At 70.4% G+C, this 26,812-nt stretch carries 13 protein-coding genes; 12 read left to right on the top strand and 1 reads right to left on the bottom strand.

The features are described 5' to 3' along the window. Positions 1 to 67: 67 nt before the first annotated feature. The 3 genes from AB0K10_RS32115 to AB0K10_RS32125 all read left to right on the top strand — a co-directional run bounded on the left by AB0K10_RS32115 (position 68) and on the right by AB0K10_RS32125 (position 12,848). On the top strand, positions 68 to 10,252 hold the full coding sequence (locus AB0K10_RS32115) for a hypothetical protein (RefSeq protein WP_363689803.1): 10,185 nt from the start codon (positions 68 to 70) through the stop codon (positions 10,250 to 10,252). A 65-nt stretch (positions 10,253 to 10,317) separates the two neighbouring features. Next, positions 10,318 to 11,448: a hypothetical protein gene (locus AB0K10_RS32120; protein WP_363689805.1), complete on the top strand. Its 1,131-nt coding sequence runs from the start codon at positions 10,318 to 10,320 to the stop codon at positions 11,446 to 11,448. A 110-nt stretch (positions 11,449 to 11,558) separates the two neighbouring features. Continuing rightward, on the top strand, positions 11,559 to 12,848 hold the full coding sequence (locus AB0K10_RS32125; protein ID WP_363689807.1) for a S8 family serine peptidase: 1,290 nt from the start codon (positions 11,559 to 11,561) through the stop codon (positions 12,846 to 12,848). 43 nt (positions 12,849 to 12,891) lie between these two features. Here the strand turns inward: AB0K10_RS32125 and eccCa are convergent, their stop codons facing one another. Next, positions 12,892 to 16,854: a type VII secretion protein EccCa gene (gene eccCa, locus AB0K10_RS32130; RefSeq protein ID WP_363689809.1), complete on the bottom strand. Its 3,963-nt coding sequence runs from the start codon at positions 16,852 to 16,854 to the stop codon at positions 12,892 to 12,894. Between the two features lie 181 nt (positions 16,855 to 17,035). Here eccCa and eccD point away from each other — a divergent pair, with 181 nt between their 5' ends. The 9 genes from eccD (at position 17,036) to AB0K10_RS32175 (ending at position 26,798) form a co-directional block, all read left to right on the top strand. Continuing rightward, entirely contained in the window at positions 17,036 to 18,409 is a 1,374-nt protein-coding gene (eccD, locus tag AB0K10_RS32135; protein WP_363689811.1) for a type VII secretion integral membrane protein EccD, read from the top strand. 5 nt (positions 18,410 to 18,414) lie between these two features. Continuing rightward, complete coding sequence (eccB, locus tag AB0K10_RS32140) at positions 18,415 to 19,815, top strand: type VII secretion protein EccB (RefSeq protein ID WP_363689813.1); 1,401 nt, start codon at positions 18,415 to 18,417, stop codon at positions 19,813 to 19,815. 50 nt (positions 19,816 to 19,865) lie between these two features. Continuing rightward, a complete protein-coding gene (locus AB0K10_RS32145) occupies positions 19,866 to 20,195 on the top strand; it encodes a WXG100 family type VII secretion target (protein WP_363689815.1) in 330 nt (109 codons plus the stop codon). A gap of 32 nt (positions 20,196 to 20,227) precedes the next feature. Then, positions 20,228 to 20,518, top strand: a complete 291-nt coding sequence (locus tag AB0K10_RS32150; protein ID WP_363689817.1) for a WXG100 family type VII secretion target — start codon at positions 20,228 to 20,230, stop codon at positions 20,516 to 20,518. 74 nt (positions 20,519 to 20,592) lie between these two features. Beyond that, on the top strand, positions 20,593 to 20,967 hold the full coding sequence (locus AB0K10_RS32155) for a hypothetical protein (protein ID WP_363689819.1): 375 nt from the start codon (positions 20,593 to 20,595) through the stop codon (positions 20,965 to 20,967). Positions 20,968 to 21,010: 43 nt separating this feature from the next. Next, complete coding sequence (locus AB0K10_RS32160; RefSeq protein ID WP_363689821.1) at positions 21,011 to 23,632, top strand: hypothetical protein; 2,622 nt, start codon at positions 21,011 to 21,013, stop codon at positions 23,630 to 23,632. A 31-nt stretch (positions 23,633 to 23,663) separates the two neighbouring features. Next, positions 23,664 to 24,098 (top strand): YbaB/EbfC family nucleoid-associated protein, encoded by a 435-nt coding sequence (locus AB0K10_RS32165; RefSeq protein WP_363689823.1) that lies wholly within the window; start codon positions 23,664 to 23,666, stop codon positions 24,096 to 24,098. A gap of 70 nt (positions 24,099 to 24,168) precedes the next feature. After that, positions 24,169 to 24,348 carry a hypothetical protein gene (locus tag AB0K10_RS32170; RefSeq protein WP_363689825.1) on the top strand — a complete coding sequence of 60 codons (180 nt, stop codon included), beginning with the start codon at positions 24,169 to 24,171 and terminating at the stop codon, positions 24,346 to 24,348. Continuing rightward, a complete protein-coding gene (locus AB0K10_RS32175; protein ID WP_363689827.1) occupies positions 24,345 to 26,798 on the top strand; it encodes a hypothetical protein in 2,454 nt (817 codons plus the stop codon). The genes AB0K10_RS32170 and AB0K10_RS32175 overlap by 4 nt, the downstream gene beginning before the upstream one ends. Positions 26,799 to 26,812 lie beyond the last annotated feature (14 nt).

The following is a 26,812-nucleotide window of genomic DNA, read 5'->3' on the forward strand; positions in this document are numbered from 1 at the left end:
GCTGGTTGAGCTGCGATCGGGCGCGATTACGGCCGTGGTGACAAGCCCTCCGAACGAGCCGTCTCATGTGGTGCTGGTGTGGCGCCGGCCGGGAGACGGTGGTTTTTTGCTGATCGAGGTGCAGGCGACGCCAGGTCGGTGGTTTACCGAGTTTACGCTTGACCCGTCGGGAGATCTGCTGAATCTTCCCGCGGCGCTGCGGGTGCCGGTGCGGTTGGTGCAGACGGCTGACGGCAAGGTTGCTCAACACGACCTCGGGCCGGTCACGGTAGCGGACCCGGCATTCGCCGATGTGCACATCACCGACGGCGGTCGACCAGCCGACCCGAATGCCTCACCCAGCCTCACACCCACCCCGGACGAAACCTCCCCTCAGGTCCCGCAGGAAGCCCTCGACAACGAGCAAAACGATAGCGCGCCAATGTTTCCGGCTGATTTTCCAGCCACCGCCGTTCAAGGATTGGGAATCCCGGCTGCCGCGGTGGTGGTGGAGAGTCCGGCCGATGGCCGTTCGCTGCTCTACGCGGTCATGGTCGCCGAGCCCGGCCGGGTCCAACAACTCGGCGGCTTCACTGATGAGCAGCGGCGGTGGCTGGAGAGCCTGACCGAGGCGCAGACGGCTCCCCAAACGATTCCACCGCTGCTTCGCGAAGCGGTCGCGAGCGACACAGCGAACGCCCTGGCGGCCCACCTCGCCAAGCTCCTACGTGGGGATCCCTACCGGGACGTGCTGGACCGGCTCATCATCACGGCACGAGGATCGGAAGCAACAGCCGCTGGTTCGCCCCGCGCGATGCCCGCCGAACGAGAGCGTCAGCGCGTCCGTGCCGACATACGTAACTGGCGCTGGGACGGCAGGTATGGCGCCGGCTTCGCCGCCATGCTGGCGGAGGTGCTCGGCCGTCCACTGGCCATTGCTCGGCCGCTGCCGGATTCCGGGTACGAGCTCCACCGGGTGGGGCCCCACCGCTACGTCGGCGAGCCGATCGTGCTGAGGGAGACCAGAGCGGGACACTACGACGCCATCCTGACTGGCGACAGACCGACGCAAGCCGGACCGACGCGCCCGCACGCCGAGTCCGCACACGCCGACAGTGACGCGGCAGCCGGCGTCGTCGATCCCTCGACCGATGGCCGGAGCGCGCCGGGAACCAACGCCGGATCGGTTCACTCACGCCCGCCGTTGAGCCGGCTGGACCGGTTCAACCGGCTGCGGCGGCGCTGGCTGCGCTGGCTTCACCGGCGGTTCTGGCGCGGGCGGCGCCAGGCCGAACCTCGCCGGGTCTTCGAGGTGCGGAACGTCGACGGTCAGCCGGTCCGTCCGCGTCCAGTGGCGACCACGGTCCACGCGCATCGCCGACGCCCATCGGCGCCCAGGTGGCGGTGGGAGACCGTTCGGCGGATCGTCCTTCCGCATCCCGCCGTGCGTGTCGGACCCACGGCGGCGACCGGGCGTCGCGAAGGCGTGCCCAGCGCGGCGATCAGGGACGCCGGTGAGATCGTGCAGCAGCATCTTCGACGGCCATGGACGGCGGAGCAGGTGCCCCGCGCCCTGGACGCCATCCGCCGCGTCGCCGAGGTCCTGCACTCCGACGGCGATGAAGATGCCGCCCACGCGCTCGCCCGTGACCTGCTGGGTCGGAACGGGCCCGTGCCCGGCCCGTCCCCGGATGGCGCGGGTCGCTGGCGGGTCCGAGTCCGGCCCGCCCCTGGACCCGCGGCCAGTGCCGTGGACGCTTCCGACGACGTGCCCCTGCCCACAGCCAGCGCCGTGGACGCTCCCCACGACGTCCTCCTGCCCACAGACGGTTGGCGGCTGCTGCCGGAGGGCTATGCGCACGCCGGCCAGCAGGTGCTGATCACGACGGCGGGTCACCTCGTGCCCCTGCCCGACATCCGAACCGCCGCCGCGTCGTCGTCCGGTCCGGCCCGGGTCACGCTGGCGCTTGTCGACCCGACCGGCCTGTACTTCGAATCGGCCGATCGGGCGGGTCTCCGGTACGTGCCGCCGCTCGTCGCCGAGCCCTCGGTGTCGACGGCCCCGTTGACCCCGGCGCCGGTCGCCACGATCGCGGCGGCGCTCCCCGACGGGATGCGGTTGGTCGCCGTAGCGGCAGGGCTGCTGCTGGCCGCCACGCCGGAGCTTGCCGACGTGGTGGCGGCTGTGGCGCAACCGGCCATCGAAGGTCACCGCCTGCTGTTCGTCGATCCGGCACGGATGCCGGTCGACGTGATCAGGTCGGTGGCGCGACGCCTGCCGGGCAGTTACGTCCTCCGCGTCACCGCTGCCGGACGGATCACTCCCGATCAGCTCGCGGACCTCCGGCGACCGTTTCCCGACGCGACAACCACTCCGGGTCTGAGGGTGCTGGCGTCGGTCCGCGCGTTGCAGGAACTGCCCACCGTGGCGGGTGGATTCGTCACCGTACCGTCGGGCGGGCCGCAGGCAGTCGCGGCCGCGCTCGCGCAGACTATGGCCGCCTCGGACGGCCCCCTGTCCCAGTCGTGGAGTGGTGCTGCGACCCTGCCTGAGCTGGCGGCGGACATCGTCTTCACGCCCACCGTACCGGCGCTGCCGAGCGAGGCGGCCAGCTCCCTTTCCGACACGGAACCTGCCCAGACCATTCCGACCGCTGCGCCCATCAGGCGGCCGCTGGCTGCCGGCTGGGTCACCGAGCAGACCCGTGACGGCCTGTGGATCAGGCCGGACGCCGATGCGGCCGGCGGGCCCCAACCGGATCCCGCAGCGCGCGGAGATGCCGTCCGGATCACGGTTGGTCTGCCTGGCACGTCGTACACCGTCGTGCCGCCCGACGCGCATGCGGCGATCATGGCCATCGTGGACGGCGTACCCGACGGGCAACCGCTCGATCTGGTCCTGCACGGCATCCCCCGTTGGCAGTTCTGGACCACGGGGGTGGAGCCGGCGCTCCTGCAGGTCGACCCGGGACGCTCACGCATCGTCCGCCAGCTGACCCCGGTGCCCGGTGGCCTAGCCGTGCACCTGACGACGGCGGTGCCCGATTCGGCCCGCGGGCCGGTGGCCGACCAGCCGATCCGGATCACGCCGGACCGTCACTCGGTCGACCCCAGGTGGCTGGCCGCCGCGCTGGAACACCTGCACCCCCGAGCACGCGCCGAGGTGGTGTTGGACCTCCGGCAGTCCCCGCGGGGCGTCACCGAGGCGGTCTTGGCCGACCTCGCCAGCCTGGTCGACGGGCGAGTCCTGTTACCGCCCGTCCCGGGTCGGCCGACGGACGTCCAGCAGGCCGACCCCACCGACGTTCGACCGGACGACACCGGACACGCACCCCGAGTCGACGCCGAGCTGAGGGCCGACCCCGAGCCAAGGGCCGACGCCGAGCTGAGGGCCGACCCCGAGCCAAGGGCCGACGCCGAGCTGATGGCCGACGCCAGGACCGACGTCGATTCCGAAGCGAGGACCGCTGACACCGACCTGGACGCCCAGCCGGACGTTCAGGTCGGCGCCGGGCCCGAGCCCACGCTCGCCGTGCCGGGACCAGCCCGTGCGCCGACCGACTTCAACGAGTGGCAGAGCGCGGTACGGAGGGCGATTGCCGAGGGCGACAGCGAGGACCTGCACGGTCTGCGAACGGTCGACAGCACACGTCTTGAGGCCGCGAAGCAGGCCCTCGAAGCCCTGCAGGCCGTGCAGGCGAACAAGGAGCACGTGCAGCGGCTCTTCACCGAGATGCTGCGCCGCAATGGGCTGGCTCCGTTCCCGCTGACGGACACGCAGCGAGCCGCGGGGATCAAACTGATCCAGGACGACATCAGGGCGTTGGAGCGGCTCCGTACACGTGGCGGCTCGCTCGACGAGGCGGGCCGACGGGCTCTGGAGCACAGCCGCATGCCCCTGGTTCTCGACCCCGTCCAACCTCTCTTTCCGTCGCAGCACGCAAGTGCGCTTCGCGTGGCTGCCGAGACGGTCGACCCGTACCCGCTGCTGGCCGCGCACCAGCGGGCGGTGGACGCGGCGGTGCGGCAGACTGCGGGCGGGTCGGGCCAGGAGGCCACGTCTGCTCAGGCGGTACGCCGGGCGCTGGGGCGGCTTCGCAATCGGCTAGAGCAGCAGTGGACACTCGACGGGCTCCAGCGCTCCTTTGACGCGGTGCTGGCCAATCACGGCCTGACGAGCTTCCCGCTCACGCCGGAGCAGCACCAGGCGTCGCGCGAGACGCTGCGCACCGCGATCGCCGAACTCGGCTTCGTCGAGCGCGGTGTCGCTGGCCTGCCGGATGGACCGGCCGGTCCGGTGCTCGACGCCCGGCAGAGGGCTTTCGTCGACCTCAGTCACCACCTGGTGGTGCTGGATCCCGGGTTCACCATCACTCCCGAACAACATGCCCACGTTCTGAACGCCCGTGACGCTCACCGAGCCGAGAGCGGCGCGGTCGACGTACCCCGGCAGCAAGGGCCCGAGCGGAGCCGTACGCCGGATCTGCCTGTCGTGGTCGAGCCCGACGCCAGCGACGGCCCCCGGGATGCCGGACCGGATCGGTCCGGTGTGGACCGGCCGGACGACGCGGAGCCGGCGCGGTTGGAGACGGACCAGCGGGGACCGGAGTCCACCGGTCAGGTTCTCGCTCCCGACCTCGCGGCCGAACACCGCCGGATGGGCGCGGCGAGCCTGCGGGTCCGCGGCCTCGGTATCCCGCAGACCGGCCTGCCCGGCGTCGACCAGCTCATCGTCGTGCTGCGACAGGCCCTCGACGAACGAGGGGTCACGGTGTCGCCGGTCGAGTGGCAGATGTTGCCGCAACAGCTGCTGTCGACCTACCGCTACCTGGTCAGCGACAGTCGTGTGATCCGGCTGGGTGACGCCGAGGTGTTGGTTGCGCTGGAGATCAGCGATCCGAGGATCGAGTTCGACCCGAACGCGGAGGCGGGGAATGACGCCGCCGCGGGGTTCGCCGGTATCGAGTCGGTCAACGCCATCTTCCAGACCGGCGCCCACGCTCGCGGGCAGACCGGCCAGGGCAGCGCCTTCCGGGCGGGTGTTTCGGGCTCGATCGGGCTCGGGCTGGTGCCCGGCATTGTTCAGGCGCTGAAGGTGGGCGCGGGTCTGAACCTACGTGCCAACGTGATCACCAGGGGCACCGGTCATATCGAGGACGCCGAGGGCGGCCACGTTCTCGACGTCCGGGACAAGCTGACGTACGTCAGCTATGCGGGTCGGCTGACCGCGCTGGTGCGCACGAAAGCCCAGTTCCGACTGCCCTGGGCTGCCGCGGTGCTGCGCGATTCGCAGGTTACCGTCACTCCGGGCGAGCGGATCAGCGTTGCCCTTCCCAGCCAGTACCTGCAACAACCCCCGGGTCAACTGGTGCGCGCCGTGGGACCGGTCGACAGCTCCGTCTCCACGGGCCTGCGATCCGAGGACATCCCCGCGACGTTCTACGCCGCTCAGCTGCAGCGTCTGCACACACTCGTCGACGCGATCCTCAGCAGTCTGCGTCAGCGTCGTCTGGACCTGGACACGGGTCACTCGGCCCGGGCGGAACTGGTGCAGAAGGTGTACCACCTGGACGCGCACCTCGACGTCGCATTCCAGGGGTACGAGTTCTTCCTGCACGACCAGGGTCGCAAGATCGCCCGGGTGGTGATCAAGGCCAGCCGCCACCCCGACGGTGACCAGCGACTGGGTCGGACGACCTCAACGGCCCACATCGAGCGGGTCCGCACCGCGATCGTCGGCGAGAGCAACAGCGAGAGCGCCGAGAACGGGCTCACCGCGACGGTCTTCGGCGAGGCGAGTCTGTTGCCGACACCCGGCCTCGCGCTCGGTCCGCGGGTCGAGGCGAGCTACACCTGGACTGACTCCGACAGCCTCGCCAGCGGACGTGGCAACCTCTGGGTACAGGTGAGCCGGGAGACCGGGATGACGTCCGCGCACGAACTGCCGTTGACGCTGTCGGCGACGGTGGATGTCCTCCCGCGCGAACTGGCACCACGCATCCTCTTCGATCTCCCGTACCCGCCGCCGTCGGCGACGGACACGGTCGACAGCAGCGTGGTGCTCGTCGTGCCCGAGGCGGACGCCTTCGACCATGGGCTACAGGTGGATCTGGAGGGGCTGCGCCCCGAGGTACGCGCCCTCGTCGAGGAGTCCGCGGTGCCACACCGACCGGACGCGGTCCGCTTCGCCGGTCCGGAGCAGCAGCCAGCCCGGCAGCGCCTGCCCCGGCACCTCCAGGAAGGGCGTGGCCTCGGCCAGAGCCTGGTGCGGGTGGACCAGGGCACCGACCGCGTGCTGCGCGAGGAGTTGGCGACGGAACTGCGCCGTACCGGGTTCCTTCCGTCGGACGAGACTCAACTGTTCAAAAACCAACGCACCCAGCGCAACAGCCGCCTCGACCGTCAACTCGACAACCGGGACATGCTGCACAAGATGGTGTCGGTCGAGGCCCTCGAATCCTTCTTCTCGGTGATCGTCGGCGTCGGCCTGACGTTCACCATGACGAACATCGACGCGCGCGGACGCACCAGCCACGCCCGCATCACCATTCGCGGGGAGCAGATCCTCTCCGACTCGCCGGAGTACTGGCAACGGCGTACCGACGGACAGACCATCGTGACGCTGAGCATGGGCATGGGCAACCACTCGCAAGGGGTGGGGGGCCGGCAGACGCTGCAGGTCGGCGCGGCTCTCGTGGCAAGACTCAAGGCGCTCCCGTGGGTGACCGGTCTCCAGGCCGGGGCGAAGCACAGTTGGTCCTTCGGCGCCACGGACAGTCTCGGCCTGCTCACCAACAAGCCGAACCTGATGGAGTACCCGGGCAGCGTCGACGAGTACCGGCTCCCGGTGCGGCTCTGGACGACTGTCGAGTACAGCAAGTCCGCGCTGCCCAGGTACGAGTCTCCGAAGAGCGACCACCAGATCACGGCGCACGTCCTGCCGTACTTCGAACCACCCGCACCGACGGATCCGGCGGCGGTCCGCCAGGAGACCCCGACGCAGGTGTTCAGCCAGGCTGTCGTGTCCTACCTCGACGTCAGCGGCCTCCTGGAGGCCGCTCGGGAGATGTTGCCGGAGCTGACCGGCCCCGGTGCGGCAACGGACCAGGAAGTGACCAACTTCCTCTCACCGATCGCGATCATGTCGAACATCCCGGCCATTCTCAGCGGCCGGTACACGCGGCAACTCTTCCGGGCGGGGCTGATCCGGCAGAAGATCGCCATGATCTCGGTGCACGCCGTGGTGCACGAATCCACCCATGGCGGCGCCACACCCGACAAGTTTGTCCACGGCAAGATCGACCTCGCCATCCTGACCGGCGGCCAGTCCGCGGAGACAGGCAAGGGGCGGGCGGTCGAGGTGGGCAAGGTCGGGGTGGGAGGGACGACGACGCTGACGGGTCTGAACAAGGTCAGCTTCTCGGGGTCCGCGACCGCGAAGAGCGGCACCAGCACGAACGTGTCGCGATCGCACACCAGCGGCAGGGAATATCTGAACCTGGACTTCAACCAGGCGGATGGATACTTCGCCACCGTCACCCTCGTCGTCTCGGTCTCCTACGAGCAGGCGGCGAAGCTCGCGCCCGACACCGTCCGGCGCCCGACGCCGAGACTGCTCGCCGGCAAACAGATGATGTATCTCCTGCCCACCCCGACGGCGCTGGCCAGGTACGCAGCTGGGGAGTTGCCCATGCCGCAGGCCAGACTGGGGCAGGTTCTCGCCGACTGGTCAAGCCGGGACCTGGAACTGCCGGGGAGCGTTGTCGCCGGTGTGCTGGCCCGCTGGGAACGCGAGGATCTGGCCGGCCCCGCAGTGGGGTACTCGCCGGAGCGGCAGCGGTGGGCAGGCGAGCTTGCCGACCGCCTGGGTGTGGACGAGCGTCTTTCCATCGAACCGACGACGCGACGACGTTTCGAGGAGTCCTTCGGGCTGCGTCTGCCCGATCTGCCCGACCCCTACGCGCACCTGCGGGTGCCGCAGTACCTGCTCCGTAGCGGGCCGAAGGCACTGGGCCACGCCGGTCTCCAGCACATCGCGTACTCCGGCGGTCGTAGTCTCATCGACGTCGTCCACGAGGCGATCGAGGTCGCTCATCCTGGCGCCCTGGCCCAACAGGTGTCCCTGTGGTCGGAGCACACCGGGTCGGTGTCCGGGCGACTTCAGGGCGGTCTCGAAATGCTCGAGGCGACGTTCGGCGGTGATCGGGAGTGGGCGCTTCTCGAAGAGCTGCTGCACCGCGACGGCCTGTCCTTCTTCGTGCACGTGCCCAAGTTGGGGCTGCTCTCCGACGTCCTGGAAATCCGGGTCCGGATGGTCCTGACATCGCAGCCGAGGGTGCGCGAGTTCCTCGCCAACACGGGTAACGAAAACTACGGCCACGCGTACTCCCAGTCGTCGGTCGGGGTCAGCAAGAGCGCCGGCTGGTCCGTCGGTGCCGCTGGGCTGGGCCTCGAGGGAACGCAGGGGATCACCGGCGGTCCCTCGTTGACCCTCGCCGAGGGGCAGAGCAGGTCCACCACCCGCTCCGAGGTGAACACCCGCGAGCAGACCGTGTACGACTTCAACGGCAACTATGTGTTGACCACCGACGGCGAGTTCGAGGTGACAGTCACTCATCGCCTGTCGGCGGGTCGGCCGATGGCGAACACCGCGGTGCGGGCTGCGGCGTGGCTCGCCGGTCAGGACGAGACGGTCCGCCGCACGGTGACCGCCCGGCTGGAGCTTCGGCTTCCCAAGGGCCTGATGGAGGCCGCTGCGCCCACGGAGCGGCCGCTCGAGATCGACCTCCGCCCGCTGCCGCCGCTTCCCGGCGACGCCACAGTCCTCGCGGTCACCATGGACGACGCGTTGCCGGTGGCTCGAAACCTGGTGATGCGGCTCTCCGACGAGGAAGGTGCCGCGGGTTTGCGGCCGGCCCTCTCCCTGGTTGCCACCCTGGGTCGAGGAGGTCTGGTCAACCACCTTCCCGCGGCGCTCGGCCCGGAGGGACTCCTGATCGGTGACGGGGTTCACCAGCCGGGTCACAGCACGACCCGGTCGGCGCTCAGGCTGCACGGACAGCTCTTCGACGCACATGTGGTCGGGCTGGTCGAGGGGGCGGGCACCGGTCGGTACGCCAAGCAGCAGAGCGGCGTCACATCGACGGTGACCACCGATCCGTGGGCGGCGGTCATTGCCGGGTCGATCGACAACTCCCAGGTGCTCGGGGTCAAGGACCCTGACCATCTCAGCGAACCCTTCGGCAAGGACCTGTGGACCGCCGCCACGGCGGCCGATCGGCTTGCCGCACGCCACGAGCAGAGCAGTGGCACCTCGAACGCCCGAGCGGAGGGGCATCTGAAGCAGCTCGGCCCTTCCGTCCTGGTTCGGCTGCAGGGCCGGTTCCACTTCGCGGCCGAGCGCAGCGAGCACCACATGTTCACTGCCCCCACACCGGCCGGTGAGTTCCGCAGCCAGGCGTTCGCCGGCGAGATCTTCGTGCAGATGTCCGCCGACCGGTTCTCGGCCATGATGGAGTCGCACAACCGGTCGCCGGAGGCCCGGCCCGATCTGCCGCAGCCGACCGCGGCCCCTGCCGGCGCCATCGATCAGGCGCAGGCGGTAGACCTGGACGCGATTGTCAGCGAGATTGCCTGGGCCGATCCAGACCCGTCGTTCGCCCTGATCGAGGTGGCCCGGGTGGTCGGGGCGCAGACCAGCGCGGGCCGATCCATCCGCCTGAGCACCGACCCGGCCAGCCGCGCACGACAGGGCGACCACGCCGTGGTGGAGTGGGCCAGAACCGCTCTGCGGCACGGTGCGACCAGCCGTCCTGATGCCCGACCCGCCGTCGACCAGGCGCGCGTGCAGATCGAGCAGTGGTACGCCGACCCGACGGCCGACTCCGAAGGTGACCTGTCGGCTCGTGCGCGGATAGAGCGGGTCAGGGAGCTGGTGCTGGCGACGCTGGACGGCGGCGACGGCCCGTTGGCGGGTACGCCGGCCTTCCCGCAGTTGGCGTTGGCGTCCAACCAGACCTGGCTCGATCTCGCCCGGTTGATCGCGTTCCGCTGCGACACGCGCGTGTGGCTACGGGAACGGACGCCCGACGGGGGTGAGACGGTGACGGAAATCGACAACCACGGGCGTGTCGTCGGTCCGTACGCGTTCGATCGAGTGGTGTCGACCTGGCCGGCGCTCCGGAGGTGGCTGCGCGCCACGGCCGTGGCCGCGGCACGCGGGCGATACGGCAGGCTTCCCGTTCTCACTGAGGCTGAGCCGGCCGACGGCTGAGCTGCTGGCGGTGGAGGTTGCCGGGCCCGATTGAACCAGGCCCGGCCCGGCCCCGTTCTCAGGTCGTGACCGAGAACGCGGAATCGAGCGTAGAGCTGGTCGGTGCCTGCCACATGCTGCTGGGGCGGATGGCGGGCCGGCTTCCGGACGAACTCGTCACCGAAGCGCGGTGGTGGCTTGCCGAGGGGGAGTTGGTGGCGATCGCGCAGGCTGTCGTCTTCGCCGCGCTCACCAACGGCACCAGCGTCACGACGGCCGACGCGGCGGTGCTGGAGGAAATTCTGTCGGCCGCCGGCGCGGACGTCAGCCCCCTCGCCGACCTGGTTCGCTCGGACCTCGAACCCGTCCCGGCGTACGGTGTGGCGCCTGTCGGCCCCGATGTTCTCGCGCAGGAGGGGCCCGACCTCCCGTACACCCTCGATCTGAGCGAGGGTGATGGGCTCGGCGCCGGCGATCCGCTCGACGCGGCGGCGGTGCGGGCGGTGCGGCGGCTTGCCGACGAGGCGCCGCTGGTCGGACTGTGGCGCGCCTGGCGCTACCCGGCGATGGACACCAGCTGGCCCCCTCCGCGCCGGGTCTACCTGGTGCAGGCCGACGGGCCCGTCTCGGCCCTGCCAGTGGCGGTGGCGCGGATACAGGACGCGTTGGTCGAGGCGGGGGAGCGTGAGCCGCAGGTCGAGGGGTTCGTCGACCCCGACGAGGCATCGGCGTACCAGCGGGCGGCACTCGGATTCTCGGCGCTGCTGTGGGCCCCGGGGCCGGCCGGTGAGATCATCTTCGCGCGGGTGTTCGACTCGCTGGACGCCCAGCAGGGCCCCCGCTTCGACGACGCGCATCCACGCCTCGACGACGACGCCGAGCGGGCCCGGGTGTTGACGTATCTCCGTGACGGCGTCCCCTTGCTGATCAGCGCCACGCTGTCGGTAGACGTGTGCGAGCCGGCGATGGGTGAGGTGGTCCCGACGGCCTTCTACACCGACGGCACCTGGATCTGGCCCGAGGCTGTCGCCTACTACCTGGAGCGGCACGGACTCGCCCCGGAGCCGGAGCTGCTGGCCGCCATCCGTGCGGCCGATCACGTGGTCCCCCGGGTCGACGCCGTCGCGCTGCACCGGGCGCTCGCGGCGCTCTACGCGGTCGACGAGGACGAGCCGCTTCCCGCCGACACCACTGACGAGGTTCAGCAGAGGGTCTAGTCCCGCGCACGGTGGTGAGCCGTTGAACCCGAGCCGCAGCGCTGTCGTCGTGGAACGTGCGCCGCACGGCGGCGTCCTCCCGGTGGGAGACTCGATCAAGGGAGATGTGCATGCCGGCCGAGCGAGTTTCAGGCCTGCGGCAGCCCCGAGGGCCGGTGCTGGCGCGCGCGGTGTTCAGTCTTGCCGCGTCGGTGGCACTGACCGCAGGAGCGACCGGCCTGGTGCCGTCGCGAACGACAGCACAGGGGGCGGAGGCCGCCGGACGCGCGGAGCCGCCGCCGGAGCTGCCGGTACCGGCGGACGGCGAGTGCGTCGGCGCCTCACCCACGCTGGTACCGATGGCGTCCTGGGCGCTCAGTCGGATCGCGCCACAGCTGAGTTGGCCCCTGAGCAAGGGGCGGGGTATCTCGGTGGCCGTGGTCGACTCGGGTGTCGACGCGCGGTCACCGGCCCTGGCCGGGGCGCTGCGGCCCGGCGCCGACCCCGGGTCGGCCGGTGGCGCCAACCGCGACTGTCTCGGCCGGGGGACTGCGCTCGCGGGGATCGTCGCCGCCCGGCCGATGAGCGGCAGCGGGTTTGTGGGAGTTGCTCCGGAGAGTTCGATCGTCCCGGTGCGGGTCGTCAACCGTGCGGGTGTCATGCCCCCAGGCAACCTGGCCAAGGGGATACGCGCGGCCACCGCCTCTGGTGCGCGGGTGATCCTTGTCGGCACGGGGTTGCCCCGTGCGGACACCGCCCTGCGTGCGGCGGTCGCCGAGGCGGTGGCGCACGACGTGGTCGTGGTGGCCCCGGTCGCCGGTGACGACCACGTCTGGTATCCCGCCGCCGACGATCGGGTCCTCGCGGTGGGCGGTGTGGACGCCGCCGGCACCCCTACCGAGCCGGTCGTGGGCGCATCCGGGCTCGACCTGCTGGCTCCCGCCGCGGGGGCGTACAGCATCGGTCCCGTCGGCAGAGGTCACTACGCTGTCGGCGGGGCGGCAGTCGCCGCCGCGGAGGTGGCCGGAGCCGCGGCTCTGCTGCGGGCGTACCGGCCCGAACTCGACCAGCAGCAGGTGCGGCGCCTGCTCGTACAGGCCGGTGAGCCGGCCGGCGCGGCCGAGGAGAGCGTGGTGGCCGGGGTCGGACGAGGTCGCCCGGCGCCTGCCATTCTGGACCTTCACACGGCGATCAGCGGGTTGGACATTGGCGCGGATCCCCCGCCGCCACTCCGGCCACACCTGCCGACGTTGCCGGTTGCCCCGTCCCCCTCGCCCGCCAGGGCGCGCGCCCTGGTCCTCACAGCGGCTCTGGTGCTGACCGCACTTCTCGCATACGCGACGGTCGTCACGGTCCGAGCCGGGCGCCGCCGCCGCTGGCGCGTCGGGGACGCGCCAGCGGCGGCTGACGAGGTGGTCTAGGGGGCGGGTCCGCCGCGCTCCCGGCACCCTGTCGCACGCCCGATCAGCTCGTCTGCCCACCCGACCACGGAGTCTGAATCAGCCGGGCACCCCGTCGGGTGCACAGCAACGCGCGCCCGGGTGGAAGCTGACGGGGCTTGACGTTGCCCAGCAGCGGCCCCTCGCTCGGTGGGCAGGACAGGGCGACGTCGGGCGCGTTGGTCTCCTGCACCCGGCGTACCAGCGGGTCCATCGACATCCGCATGACGTTGGCCGCCGCCCGGGTCAGCACCAGGTGGAAACCGATGTCGGCGCCCTGGGCCAGGTACGGCAGCAGGGGGAGCAACGGGCCGTCGTGCCCGCCGAGCAGGTCGTAGTCGTCGACCAGCAGGAACAGCCGGGGCCCGGTCCACCAGTCTCGCCGACGCAGCTGCTCGGGGGTGATGTCGGCGCCGGGCATCCGCGGTTGCAGGCCCGCGATGGCCTCGACGACTGTCGCCCGCGTGGAGTCGGCAGACACCGAGTAGCCCAGGCGGTACTCCTGCGGGACGTCGTCGAAGAGCTTGCGTCGGAAGTCCACAAGCATCAGGCGGACCTCCTTCGGTGTGTACCGGGCCATCACCGAGCGGGCGACGTGGCGGAGCATGTTGGTCTTGCCGCTGCTGTCGTCACCCAGGATGGTCAGGTGCGGCGCCTCCCCGAAGTCGTGCCACACCGGTGCCATACCGCGCTCCTCGATGCCGAGCACCAGGCGCAGGTCACCCTCGGGCGCGGGGAGCGTGTCGGCGGGCAGCAGGCCGGGCAGCGTGCGAACGGCGGGCGCCGCCGGGCCGGTCCAGAACTCGCCGACCGACGCGCAGAGCGAGCGGGCGCCCTCGCTGACGGTGGTCGGATCGGGTTCGCCGTCGATGCGGGGCAGCGCCGCGAGGAAGTGCAGCTTCTGCGGTGTGAGGCCGCGCCCGGGCAACTGCGGCACCGTGGCGGCGAGTCGCAGGTCGATGGCCGAGTCGACCGGATCGCCAAGGCGCAGTTCCAGGCGGGTGCCGATCTGATCGCGCATCGCGTGGTGCACCTCGGACCACCGTGCGGCAGTCAGGACGAGATGGATGCCGAAGTTGAGGCCCTGCGCGGCGATCTGGCGGATCTCGTTCTCCAGCGTCTCGAACTCCTGTCGCAGGGTGAACCAGCCGTCCACCACCAGGAAGACGTCACCGTACGGGTCGTCGGTCACCGCCCCGTCGGCGCGCAGCTGCCGGTAGCGGGACATGTTTTCCACACCGAGGTCACGGAAACGCTGCTCCCGGCTGGTGATCATTTCGGTGACCTCCCGGACGGTCCGCGTCACCCGCTCGGTGTCGAGCCGTCCCGCCACTCCACCCACGTGGGGCAGTTCACCGATCGAGCCGAGGGTGCCACCGCCGAAGTCGAGGCAGTAGAACTGGACCTCCGCGGGGCTGTGGGTGAGAGCCAGGCTGCAGATCAACGTACGCAGCAGAGTGCTCTTCCCGCTGCGGGGGCCGCCGGCGATGCCCACGTGCCCACCGGTACCGGACAGGTCGGCGAGCAACAGGTCCCGAACCTGATCGAAAGGCTTGTCGATGAAGCCGATGGGGGTGACCAGGGCCCCGCTGCCGGCCCAGTCCTGAGCACAGAGACCCAGGTCGGGATCGGGCGTCAGGGTCGGTAGGAGTTGGTCGAGCGTGGGTGCCGAACCCAGCGGCGGCAGCCACACCTGGTGCGCCGGCGGTCCCTGGTCGGTGAGCTGTTCGGCCAGCAGGCTCAACACGCTGCCGGAGACGGCGGCCCCCTCGGGCTGCTCCGCAGGCGCGTCCTCGTCCGCCGGCGGGGCCGTCGCGGGCCGTGAGGGCTGGATCAGAGCATACGGCACCACCTGCTGCTGAACGGCCGCCTGCCTGGCCTCGACGTTCCTGCGTTGATACGGGCCGGACACGTACGCGGCCTTGAACCGGATCAGGGTGCTGACATCGGTACGGAGGTAGCCGTTGCCCGGCGTCGGGGGCAGCTCGTAGGCGTCCGGAACGCCGATCACGGACCGGGACTCCAGGGCGGAGAAGGTTCGGAGTCCGATGCGGTAGGACAGGTGCGACTCGAGCTGCGAGATCCGGCCGTCCTCCACTCGCTGGCTGGCCAGCAGCAGGTGAACGGCGAGGGACCGTCCGAGTCTGCCGATCATCACGAACAGCTCCATGAAGTCGCGGTGGGTGGCGAGCAGCTCGCTGAACTCGTCGACCACCACGAAGAGAGTCGGCAGTGGGTCCAGCGGCGCACCCTGTGCGCGGGCCCGCTCGTATTCCAACGCCGAGCTGTAGCCGCCGGCCTGGCGCAGCAGCTCCTGGCGGCGGACCAGCTCGCCGTGCAGCGCCTGTTGCATCCGGCTGACCAGAGTGGCCTCTTCGGCAAGGTTGGTGATGACCGCGGAGGTGTGCGGCAGTCGATCCAGGCCGAGGAAGGTCGCTCCACCCTTGAAGTCGACGAGGACGAAATTCAGCGTCTCCGAGGAGTGGGTGACTGCCAGCGACAGCACCAGCGTGCGCAGCAGCTCACTCTTGCCCGAGCCGGTAGCGCCGATGAGCATGCCGTGCGGGCCCATACCGCCGAGCGCGGATTCCTTGATGTCGAGTTCGATGGCGTTGCCCGCGGCATCGATGCCGATCGGGATCCGCAGCCGCTCCGGGTCGGCCCGGGGCGCCCAGAGTACGCCCAGGTCCAGAGCGGTGAGGTCGCTGATGCCGAGCAGCCCGCCGATGTCGAAATTCGTCCTGAGGTTGTCGTCCGGCGTCTCGGAGACGATACCGAGACGGTACGGCGACAGGAGGCGGCCCACCGTTCGCGCCATCGGCGTACTGAGCACGTCCGGGGTGGCCAGGCGCTTGCGTACCTCGCCGCCGACGCGGTCGAGGCGGAGCATCATGACGTCAGCGTCGGTGATCGCCAGGGTGAGGCTTTCCTTGGTGGACGAGGGGGTCGGGTCGCTCAGGTCGAGAAGGACGCAGTTGCGGTACCCGACCGTGGCGAGGCGGCTGCCGTTGCCCATCCGGCCGCCGTCGCGAACGACGATCACGAAAGGCTCGTCGCGACTGGCGGTGGCCCCGGGCTCGTAGCGGGGGCGGGCGGTGAATCCCTCGCCCAGCAGCACCTCCAGATCCTCGATGGTCTCGGCCGCCAACCGTCGGCCACCTGCGGCGTCGTGCGCCTGGGGGTGCTGGACGTGCGGCAGCCACTTGAGCCACTCCCACGCAGCCGTACCGTCGGCGTCGACGCAGGCGGTGATGCGGACGTCGTCCGGGGCGTGCAGCGTGGCCACCTGGACCAGGATCGCGCGGACGCAACTCCGTACGTGTTCCCGGTCGCCGCTGAACCTGATCTTGGCGAAGGCGGGCAGGAACATGGCCACCGGTTGGTTCTCGACGGTGGTGTAGGCGCGGATGAACCGCCGCAGCGACTTGGCTGACAGCGCCTCGAGATTTTCGATGGGCCTGGTCTGCAGCGGATTGATTTTCACCGCCACCCGTCGCTCCCCAGTGCCGATCCGCACTTCCAGGAAGTCGGGGTGGCTCGGTCGGCGCTCCCACCGACGCGAGGTCATCGCCAGGGACAGCAGCGAACGGGGGTCCGGGTGCTGCCAGTCCGCCGCGTCCCGCTGCCGGGCGATGACGGATCGAATGCGCCGCCGATTCTGTCCCAGATAGCGCAGGTAGTCGCGACGGTCGCCGCCGAGTTGCAGTTTGCGGTCGTTGTTGGCCGATGCCGTCTGGCCGACCAGCATCGCCAGGATGGCTCCGCCCATGATGCCGATGACGATCCAGCTCAGCGGACCACCCCGCGGGTTGATGAAGACCAACGCCATGGCGCCGGTCATCAACATCATCGGCAGCGCCGTCAGGGCATGGCGCATGACGTTGCGCTGTGCCTCCGGGAGAGTGGGCGGCTCCTGCAGATCCAGTTCACCGCTGGGCATCTCCGGCCCGCGCCGCCGTGCGGGGCGACGAAACAATACTGTGCTCACAACCGCATCCCTCTTCCGCGGGTCCAGCCTGCCGCCAGCGGCCCCAACGGGCCGCCTCGGCCCCACAACGGCCGAGCCGCCGGTCCGGGTCGAGAAATCATTGAGTCAAAATCGACCGGACGTTGAACCGGGCGGCGGACAGCGCCGTTGCGGGGGCATGACCGTCGCCGCCCCTGCGGAGATGTGCCGCCTCGTAGTCTTCGGCCCGAAGAGCCAGATCGAGGTGGCCGTTCCTGTCGGGGTCCTCATCGCAGACCTGCTGCCCGCCCTGCTGTCCCATCTGGATCCCGGCCTCGCAGACGCGGGCCTGGCACACGGTGGCTGGGTCCTTCAGCGGATGGGTGACCCCCCGCTCGACGAGGAGGGCACCGTCGCCAGCCAGGGGTTGCGCGACGGCGATGCTGTCCACCTGCGGCCGAGGTCCGATCAGATCCCACCGGTCGCCTTCGACGACGTGGCAGACGGCGTCGCGACGGGGATGCGGGGCCGATCGGCGGTGTGGCGGCCGGCCATGCTCCGTTGGGCGGCACTGGGAGCCGCCGGCGTCACGCTTGTGGTCGCCCTGTGGTGCCTGGCCATGCCGGGGCCGCCACTCGCCCGAGCCATGTCCGCTTCGATCCTGGCGGTGCTGCTGCTCGGGGCGGCCTTCGCGCTGACCAGAGCGGCGGGAGAGTGGACGTTCGGGCTGCTCACCGCCGCTGGTGGCACCGCCGCCGCCGCGCTCGCCGGGCTCATCGCGCCGGACACGGGGCGTCCGGCTCAGGGCCTGGTGCTCGCCAGCCCGGAACTGCTCACCGCATCGGTCGCCGCCACGGTGGCCGCTCTGCTCGGCGCGATGCTGGTGGGACGTTCCGGCCCGTTGTTCGCCGCGCTTGTCGCCGCCGCTTCGGCATCGGCCGTCGGTGCGGGGCTCTGTATGTTCGCGGGCCTCACCGCGACGCAGGGGGCAGCCACGGTCGCCGTCGTGGTGACCGTGCTGACCGTCACGCTGCCGTCGATGGCACTCCGGCTGGCCGGCATGCAGGCGGATCCCCTGCCGACCCAACCGGAGCACCTGCAGGAGGACATCGATCCCGCCCCGAGCGAGGCGCTGCTGGCACGGACGACAACCGCTGACGGCTACCTCACCGCGCTGCACACAGGCCTCGGCGTGACGGTCGCTGTGTCGCTGACAATTCTGGCGACGGAGAGTGGATGGGTGGCCAGGTCGCTGGTCCTCCTCGTTGCGCTGGTCCGGCTGCTGATCATGCGCCCGATGATCAACGCATGGCATCGACTGGCCCTCGCGGCCCCCGCCGTGCTCGGCCTCGCCGTGGCGACGCTGTCGGCTGCCACCCACACCGAGGCGATGCGGCGGCTGATCATCGCTACGCTGCTCGCCCCGCTGGTGGTCACCGCGCTCGTCCTTGGCACGCGACGGCTGTCCGACCGACGCCCGATGCCCGTCTGGGGGCGGATCGGCGACATCACCCAGACCATCGCCACCATCGCCATGCTGCCGGTCCTGCTCGCGCTCCTGGGTGTCTACGCCGTCTTCCGGGCCATCGGGGGTTGAGCGGCATGCAGACACGACGCGACCAGGTGCAGGCCCAGTCCTACATGGCCGGCCGGCTGGTCGCTGCCCTGGTCACTGCGGAACCCGACGGAATCGAACACCCGCATCGTCGTGTGCTTGTCGGCACATTCTGTGGCGTGCTCGTCGCCATCCTCGTGATGGCGGGCTTCCTCATCTTCGGCCTCTTCAGCCCCGGCGGCGCGAAGAGTTGGCGGGCGGCCGGAACCCTGATCGTCGACCGGGATACGGGCAGCCGTTATCTTCTCGTCGACAACCGGCTCCGACCGGTGCTCAACTACGCGTCGGCCCGACTGCTGTTGGGCGAGCCGCCGACGGTCAAGACGGTCTCGGGGAAGTCGCTGCGCGGGGTGGCGCACGGCAGCCCGCTCGGCATCGTCGGAGCCCCGGACACCCTGCCGCCGTCCGGCTCGATCGCCGGGCGGGCGTGGACGGTCTGCGCAGAGGCCAACCGGGATCAGGCGGGCGTCCTGTCCATCGCTACCACCCTGTCCATCACGCCGCCCGACCATCGGCAGGGTACGTCCCTGTCGCCGGACCACGCCCTCGTCGCGCAGACCCCCGGCGGGGATCGGTACCTCGTCTGGCGGGGGCACCGACTGCGGCTCACCCGCAACTGGCTCGACCGCGTGCTCGGCGTCGAGGCGAGTCTGATCACCGTCGGCAGCGGCTGGTTGGAGACATTGCCGGTGGGGCCGGACGTCGCACCCGTTGCCGTGCCCGGAAGAGGCGCGCTGGGTGCTGTCGTGGACGGGCGCCGGGCGCGGGTCGGTGAGTTGTTCGAAGCAGGGGGTGAAGGCACTGCCGCCCGAGGTTTCGTGCTCCAGCGCGACGGCCTGCGGGAACTTACGCCGACGGCCTATGCCATCGCCCTCGCCGACCCGGACACGGCCCATGCCTACCCCGCGAAGCGGGTGGCGCCGACCCGCCTCAGTCTGGCCGCCCTGGCCAGCGTGCCGATCGCGCGGCAGCCGGACACATCTGCCGAGGTGCCGGACCAACTGCCGATGCCGGTGGCGAACGCGGCCGGCAGCGTGTGGTGCCTGCGCCTGCTGCCGGGCGCTGATGTGCCCGAGGTGACCACAGGTCAGATGGCGCCGCCCTCTTCAAAGGTGCGTGACGCCCTGGCGGTGAACCGGACGGCTCGCACGGCAGACGCTGTCGTTGTCGCGCCAGGAACGGGCGGTCTGGTGGCCGCCGGACGCGCGGGGCAGGCGCCGGGGCCGGTGCTCTACCTGATCACCGACGCCGGAGTGAAGTTTCCGCTTACCGAGACGGCGAGCCGGCTGCTCGGATATGCCCCCGGCTCGGAGTCGACGGTGCCTCGTCGGCTGCTCGACATGCTGCCCACCGGGCCGCTGCTGGACCCCGCTGCGGCGGGTGGTTGACCGGGATCGACCGATCCCGGTCAGGACAGTGACAGTAGGGAGAACGAGAGATGCCGAACGGGCAACTGAGGATCGACGACGCCTCGACGCGGTCGTTGGTCTCGGCGTTCCAGAACGCCGACCAGGAGCAGCAGAGCGCGTCGAGTTCGCTGGCGAGCATCGACAGCAGCCTCCGGGCAGCGTGGCAGGGTCGCGCCTCCCAGACGTATTCGCAGGGCATGCAGGAGGCGCGCAACGGTCTTCAGAAGATCCAACAGGCGCTGTCCGAGATCAATCAGTCGATGAACCAGTTCCACGTGCTGACCACGAGCACGGAAGACGACAACACGTCGCTCGCCGGTCAGCACCTTTTCCAGGGCGCCGGGTCCTGGGCGCGCTGAGCCGAATCCCGCACGGAACCTGAGGAGCAGTCATGGCTGACTACATGATCAATACGGTTGAGGCGGAAGCCCAGATGCAACAGCTGATGGCGGTCCGCCAGCGGCTCGAGGAGATGCTGAACCAGCTCTCCTCAAGCGTGCAGACCTACAACACGAACAACGCCGGCCGGGCCATCGAGAGCTACGACCACGCGCAGCGGCTCTGGAACCAGGGGTTGCAGGAGTTCGGCCAAGGTGTCCAGAAGGCTGCCTCCAACCTGGGGCAGATCACCAACGGCTACACCGAAGCGGACAACCGCGGCCAGAGCTTCTTCGCCCAGTAGAAACGCTCGGGCGGGCCGGCTGCCCGGCCCGCCCGAGTTCCCCCTGTTTCATCCGGATCGAAAGGAGGGCCGCGATGCCGGCCAAGGAAATCAAGATCGATGAAGCGTTCATTCGGAACATCACCTCGATCCTCAACGTGGTCCGCAACGAGACGTCGTCGGTGCGGAACGGATCGAACCCGCATGATGGCGGACACCCGCACGGCCTTCCGCTGAACGCCATCCAGGTCGCCGCAGGCGCTCCCGGGTTCGCGGCAGGAGCGGCGCTCAAGGCCAGGGTCGGCGCGCTGGGACAACAGCTCGACTCGAAGATCAACGCTGTCGACCAGAAGTTGGCGAGCCTCGCGCAGGCCCTCCAGCACGTCCTGGATGACGCAAACGACACCGAGCGCGACAATCTCTCCCTCGCTGACCTCGACAAGTATCTGACCGTTCCCAGCACTCGCTGACCAGAGTCCAGGCGTTGTACTCCACGGATTGGTGCGGACCGACATGACGCAACCGACCAGCCAAGATGGTTGGAACTGGGAGCAGGCGATGGTGAACCTTCTCGGGACAGAGGGCATCATCGACCGCAACCAGTTCATGGGGGCCGGCGCGCCCTGGCTCGTCGCCGACTGGGTCGGCTGGGAGGACAGCAACAGCTCACCGTGGAACTACGACGCCCAGCCCACCGAGGGGGGCAAGTGGACCTTCTCGGTCTATCGCAAGGTGAGCTACGGGTGGGGCAATGGCCAGACCAAAGACTACTTCTGGTTCCTGCGGGGCAGGGTGGCCTGGTACACCGGGCCGGATGCCAATTACCAGAAGGGCTTCGTCGGTGCTACCAGCAGCCGGCTCGCCGCGCCGGCCAACACCCTCCCGCTCAACCCGGAGTCACTGGACAACGCGGCCGAGAGCTATTACAACGCGGCAATGTGGCTGGAGCACACGGTCGATGTGGTCCAGCAGCAGATCAACAAGGTCGATGATGACGGCTCGGGTTTCAAGGGCTCGGCCTCGCACGCTTTCAGTCGCACCCTGAATGACCTGCGCGACGAGCTGAAACTGCTGCGCCTGGACCTGGACACGAACCAGCAGTGGTTCGCCATGCTGCACGACAATGCCAGGGCCGCCACCACCTTCCTCGAGGAGATCCGATCCGCCTGGGCGGAGTTCCTGTCCAAGCCCAACCCGCCCACCCTGATCAGCCGAGCCCTCGCGCAGCTCGAATCCGCAGCCGACAGTCTTGACGCCACGCTGGACTGGCAAGAGAAGAGCCCTTTGCCGCAGACGTGGCCGGTCAACATTGATTTCGGCGCCGGCGGCGGGACCTACGACATCATGTCGCCGAACTTCATTCCGCTGCTGAATCTCAACATGCAAACCCATTACCTCGCCACTCTGCAGCAGCTCGATCAACGGCTGCGTTCGGCGCTCACCGCGTTGCAGACCAATTTCAGCGACGTGACCAACAACCTGCATGACGTGCGTACCTACCAGCCCCGCCCGAACTCCAACGGGGACCCGAACTCCAAAATCCCAGAATTCGGCAACATGCCGCCGGTTGGTGGCGGCAATGGCGTTCCCAACATCTCCGACGGCGGTGGCGGTGGTGGTGGCGGTATCCCGAACGTGTCCGGCGGCGGTGGTGGCGGGGGTATCCCGAGTGTGTCCGACGCTGGTGGTGGCGGGGGTATCCCGAGTGTGTCCGGCGGCGGTGGTGGCGGGGGTATCCCGAGTGTGTCCGACGCTGGTGGTGGTGGCGGTATCCCGAGTGTGTCCGGCGGCGGTGGTGGTGGCGGTATCCCGAGTGTGTCCGACGCTGGTGGTGGTGGCGGTATCCCGAGTGTGTCCGGCGGCGGTGGTGGTGGCGGTATCCCGAGCGTGTCCGACGCTGGTGGTGGTGGCGGTATCCCGAGCCTGTCCGACGGCGGCGGTGGTGGCGGGGGTATCCCCAGCGTGTCCGACGGTGGCGGTATCCCCAGCGTGTCCGACGGCGGTGGTGGTGGCGGTATCCCCAGCCTGTCCGACGGTGGCGGTGGCGGGGGAATCCCGAGCCTGACTCCTGGCGGCGGCGCCCTTCCAGAACTGGGCGGTGGCGGCCCGTCGCTGGTGAGTGGCGGCGGCGGTGGCAGTCTCCCGTCGTTGGACGGCGGCGGAGCCGGTGGCCTGCCGGGCGTCGGGGGCGGCGTTGGACCCGGCACCGGTCTGATCGCCGGCGGCGGCGGGGCGGACCTGGGCCCCGGCTTGTCAGCCGGCGGCGGGGCGGGCCTGGGCCCCGGTCTGTCGGCCGGCGGCGGGAGTGGCGTTGGCGCTGGGGGGCGGCCCCCTGGCCAGGGCGGCCTCGACGACGGCGGATATTTCCCGGGCGAACTGGGCGGGCTTGACGGCGGCCCGGTGAGCAACATCGGCGGAGTCGAGCCAGGCGGTGCGGGGCTGGGTGGTGTGCAGACCGGAGGCGCGGCCGGTATCGACCCCGCCGACCTCGGTGGCGCGCTCGGCGGTTCGACCGGCGGTTCGACCAGTGGCTCGACCGGCGGCGCGCTCGGTGGCTCGAACGGTGCTGGCGGGCCCGGGTCCGTCGACCTGGGTGGAGGCATGACGCCCATTCCGGGCCAGGCCGGGGGAGTGGACCTCGGCCCGCTCGGGTCCGCACCGGGCCTGAACGGCTCCGCAGGTTCCGGGCTGACTGCCTCCGGCGGCAGCGGTTCGAGCTTCCCGGGCGGCGGTGCATCGGCCGGAGGTGGCCTGTCCTCGGGCGGTGCCCTGGGTTCGGCTGCGGGCGGGGCAGCCGCTGCCGCTCGCTTCGACCCACTTCAGGGGCAGGTAGGGACGGGGAGCGTTGCCCCTGCGGGTTACGGCTCGACGGGCTCCGCACCGGCCGGCGCGGGGGGGATGCCTCCCTTCATGCCGCCGATGGGCGGCGGCCAGGCGGGTGGCAAAGACCGCGAGCGAACGACCTGGCTGGCCGAGGAGGAAGAGGTCTGGGGTACGGACCCGGACCTGGTGCCGGCCGTCATCGGACGGCTCGACGCAGGCGACTGGGACGCCGATGAGAGCTCCTGGCAGCCGATCCCGCAGGCGCCGGCAACTCCCGGCCAGTCGCGGGACAGGGCGGTTCGACGTGGCTGAGAAGGCGTTGCCGAGAAAAGGATGGTGACCGATGACCGGTCCAATGCATGACAGGGTGCAGAAGGCGTACGAGGATCTGGAGCGCGCCCGGAACGCGGTTGGCGACGTCGAACGGACGATGAACAGTTCCGAGACCACTGTGACCTCCAAGAACCGAGCGATCACCGTGCGGCTCGACGGGCGCGGTGAGCTGACGGAGATCAAGTTCATGAACAACGCGTACCGGACGATGGCACCGGCAGAACTGGCCGCGTTGCTCGTGGAGACGATCGCGACGGCACGGCGGCAGGCGCGCGAAACCATGGCCGGCCTGCTGCAGTCCGTGCTGCCTGCGGGCATGCCCGTGCTGGACATGCTGACCAAGCCGCTCAATCTGGATGACGTGATGCGGCAGGCCGACGACATCGTCGGCGGCTTGATGCCCAAGGCGGCGAGAGGCCCGAACGAGAGCGGCGGACAGGCATAGCGAGATGTGCCGCGGCCTCTCCTGATCCTCATCCGACGGCCCGGCGCTCCTCACGTTGAACCGTAACCCCATGGGAGCCGTCGTGCGGGACATGACGGAGGCGATCACCGCGCCGGTGAACGAGGCCGAGGCCTGTCACCTGCTCAAGGCGCGGCTGCTTCGCCTCTGGCGGTCGGGCCTCGTATCGCGCGAGGCAACGTCCTTCGCGGCTGCTGCCGAGTCGACCCGGGCCGGCTGGCGCGTGCGATGAACGTCGACGTCAAGCTCGGGACCGTGGCGGCGGAGGCCGGCGGCGACAGGGTGTTCGCCGTGGTGAATGACGATCGCCTGCTGCTGTGGATGGATGAGGAGACGGCCGTCACGGTGAAGACCGTCCAGGTGCCGGACGAGCCGGGCCGGGTAGCCGTTGTCAGCGCAGCCGAAGTCACCCGACGAGAGGACTTCTTCGAGTTGGTGGCAGAGCGCCTCGTGGAGCATTTCGGTGGCCTGGCCGGGGGTGTGCGACTGGTCGCGCTGGGCGGCTATCCGCCTGGCCTCGATCCGGTACGCCGGGCGCGGTGGTTGGCGGACCACATTGGTCTGGAAGTGGTGCTGCCGGTCGCCGGGCCGCTCCCCGCTCTGGATGCGCCAGGTGGTCCGCAGGGTGCTCCGGCGGATTGGACCTCGTTTCCTGGGTGGATCGCTGTGGCGACGGGGCGTCCCGTCCGGCAGGACTGGTTCTGGCCCGTGACGACGCCTGTCGACGGCGCTCGGCAGAGACCCCGTTCGTCGGCGCGTCCCCTGCTGTCCGTACCGGACCTGTCGGGCGTACGGCCACGGCCGCGTCTGCTGCGTCACGGCGGCGTTGCCCTCGCACCGCTCCGGCCGCCACCCCGTGGACGGCTCTCCGTCCCCGTCCCGCGGCGCGTCCCGCCGGCCCGCCCGGTCGTACACCGGGACAACGGGGGACTGCCGGGACGACGTACGGCTGCGGGCTGGTCGTTTCTCGACGGGGGCACGCCTTCCGTGGGCGTGGTCAAATCGCTCGCCGGGGCGTTGATCGAGGTGTCGGTCGGGTCCACCGGCTACCGTCTCGATGGCAGGGCGCTCACCGCGCGGGCGCTGGCGACGATGATCGACGTGACTGTTCCGAGGTCGGTCATCCCCGCCACGCTCGCTCTTCGAGGGGCGTCGCTCCCCGCGTCGGCGATGCAGCTGATCGTGGGCGCGCTTGTCGACGCCCTGGCCACGCCGTTGGTCACCGTCACTGGTCCGCTGCGGCTCACCGCGACAGGCGTGCTGACCGCCGCCGAGGGATTCCAGCGGTGGCATCCCCGCTCGGACAAGGCCGTCGCGACCCGTCGCGTCGAGGCGCTGGGCCAGGTACTGCCACTCCGGCCTCGGCAACCGACGATCGCCGCGCCGCTTCGTCGACCTCGTCCGGCAGAGCGACCCGCCGGCACGGCGTCGATCCGCGCCGCGGGTCCAGTTGCCCATGCGACTCTCGGGGCGTCCGCGCAGATGGCGACCGGACCCTTCTCGCCCACTCCCATCCCGGACGAACTGATCGCGCGGTTGAGTCCGCCCCGGGTGACGGTTTCGGCCGGGGCGGTGGGCGAGGCCCTCGCCGAGTCGGGTCGGAGCCCCGCCGGGGCTGACGAGTCCAGCGAGTCGACGGACGTCGGATCCGGCCCGACGGACGTCACGGGTGCGGGCGTAGGCGTACTGGACCCGACGACTCCGCACGAGCCCGGATCTGTCGACCGCGCCTCGCCCAGCGGCTCAACGACGGCCGATCCCGAGTCGCCTGCTGGCGAGAGGCAGCCCTTCGGGGGCACGTCCCCGGAGGACGCGGCGCGCAGCGGTCCCGAGCCAGTCTGGGTCGTACCCGCGACCGGTGTCGTCCCGCACCGCGCGGCCCTGCGGACGGCACTGGCCAAGCGGTTCGACGCGCACGCCCGTGTCGTCAGCCGGGCGCTCGCCGAATCGCCCGGTCTGCGTGCGGCAGGGGACGACCCCGCCGACCTCGTCACCGGCTTCGTCGTCGTGCGGGCGTACGCGAGCGAGGAACGGGATGCGGTCAACCCGGTGTTGCGCGGGGAGGGCGACGCGGACGACGCCCGCGCTCTCCTGCTGAGCCGCTGCGCGGCTCGCGGTCTACGGCGTCTGCCAGCTGTCCTCGGTCCGGTGCATGCCGTGGCGGTACATGATCCGACCCTGATCCTCGGCTACCAACCGGGGACCGAGGTGCGGGAACCCGCCTTCGTCGACGTGGCGCTCACCGAGCCCGGCGGGTCGCTGGACGCCGTGCGATACACGATCTGGTCGATGAGTGCCCGCCGGCTGGGCCCACTGGGCATCCGAGGCGCCGAGACCGCCGTCTTCGCCCCGGGCACCCGATTCACGGTACTCGCCGTCGAACTCACGGCAACGGCCGAGGAGCCACCCCGGGTGTACCTGCGGGAGCTGCCCGTTGATTCGACGTCTGGTGTCACCCGACGGCGCGGGGCGACGCAGACGGACGCCCAGGTGCTCATCCGGCTTCGGGCCGCCGTGGCGGGTGGAACGCCCTCGGCGGGGGCAGCCCACGACGAGGCGGCCGGGGCCGCCCGGCTGGCGTTCGCGCCGGGACTGTCCGCCGACGGCCGTCCCTACCGACTGCCGCGTGATCCGGCAGGCCGTGAAGCCGAATCCCGATCCAATCCGGAGGGGCATCAATGATCATGATCGGGATG

The organism is Micromonospora sp. NPDC049274, assembly GCF_040678875.1.
GTDB lineage: Bacteria > Actinomycetota > Actinomycetes > Mycobacteriales > Micromonosporaceae > Micromonospora.

Coding starts and splice junctions, on each gene's coding strand:
- AB0K10_RS32125 (WP_363689807.1), top strand. CDS start 11,559: ATGCCGGCCGAGCGAGTTTCAGGCCTGCGGCAGCCCCGAGGGCCGGTG.
- eccD (WP_363689811.1), top strand. CDS start 17,036: ATGTGCCGCCTCGTAGTCTTCGGCCCGAAGAGCCAGATCGAGGTGGCC.
- eccB (WP_363689813.1), top strand. CDS start 18,415: ATGCAGACACGACGCGACCAGGTGCAGGCCCAGTCCTACATGGCCGGC.
- AB0K10_RS32145 (WP_363689815.1), top strand. CDS start 19,866: ATGCCGAACGGGCAACTGAGGATCGACGACGCCTCGACGCGGTCGTTG.
- AB0K10_RS32150 (WP_363689817.1), top strand. CDS start 20,228: ATGGCTGACTACATGATCAATACGGTTGAGGCGGAAGCCCAGATGCAA.
- AB0K10_RS32155 (WP_363689819.1), top strand. CDS start 20,593: ATGCCGGCCAAGGAAATCAAGATCGATGAAGCGTTCATTCGGAACATC.
- AB0K10_RS32160 (WP_363689821.1), top strand. CDS start 21,011: ATGACGCAACCGACCAGCCAAGATGGTTGGAACTGGGAGCAGGCGATG.
- AB0K10_RS32165 (WP_363689823.1), top strand. CDS start 23,664: ATGACCGGTCCAATGCATGACAGGGTGCAGAAGGCGTACGAGGATCTG.
- AB0K10_RS32170 (WP_363689825.1), top strand. CDS start 24,169: ATGGGAGCCGTCGTGCGGGACATGACGGAGGCGATCACCGCGCCGGTG.
- AB0K10_RS32175 (WP_363689827.1), top strand. CDS start 24,345: ATGAACGTCGACGTCAAGCTCGGGACCGTGGCGGCGGAGGCCGGCGGC.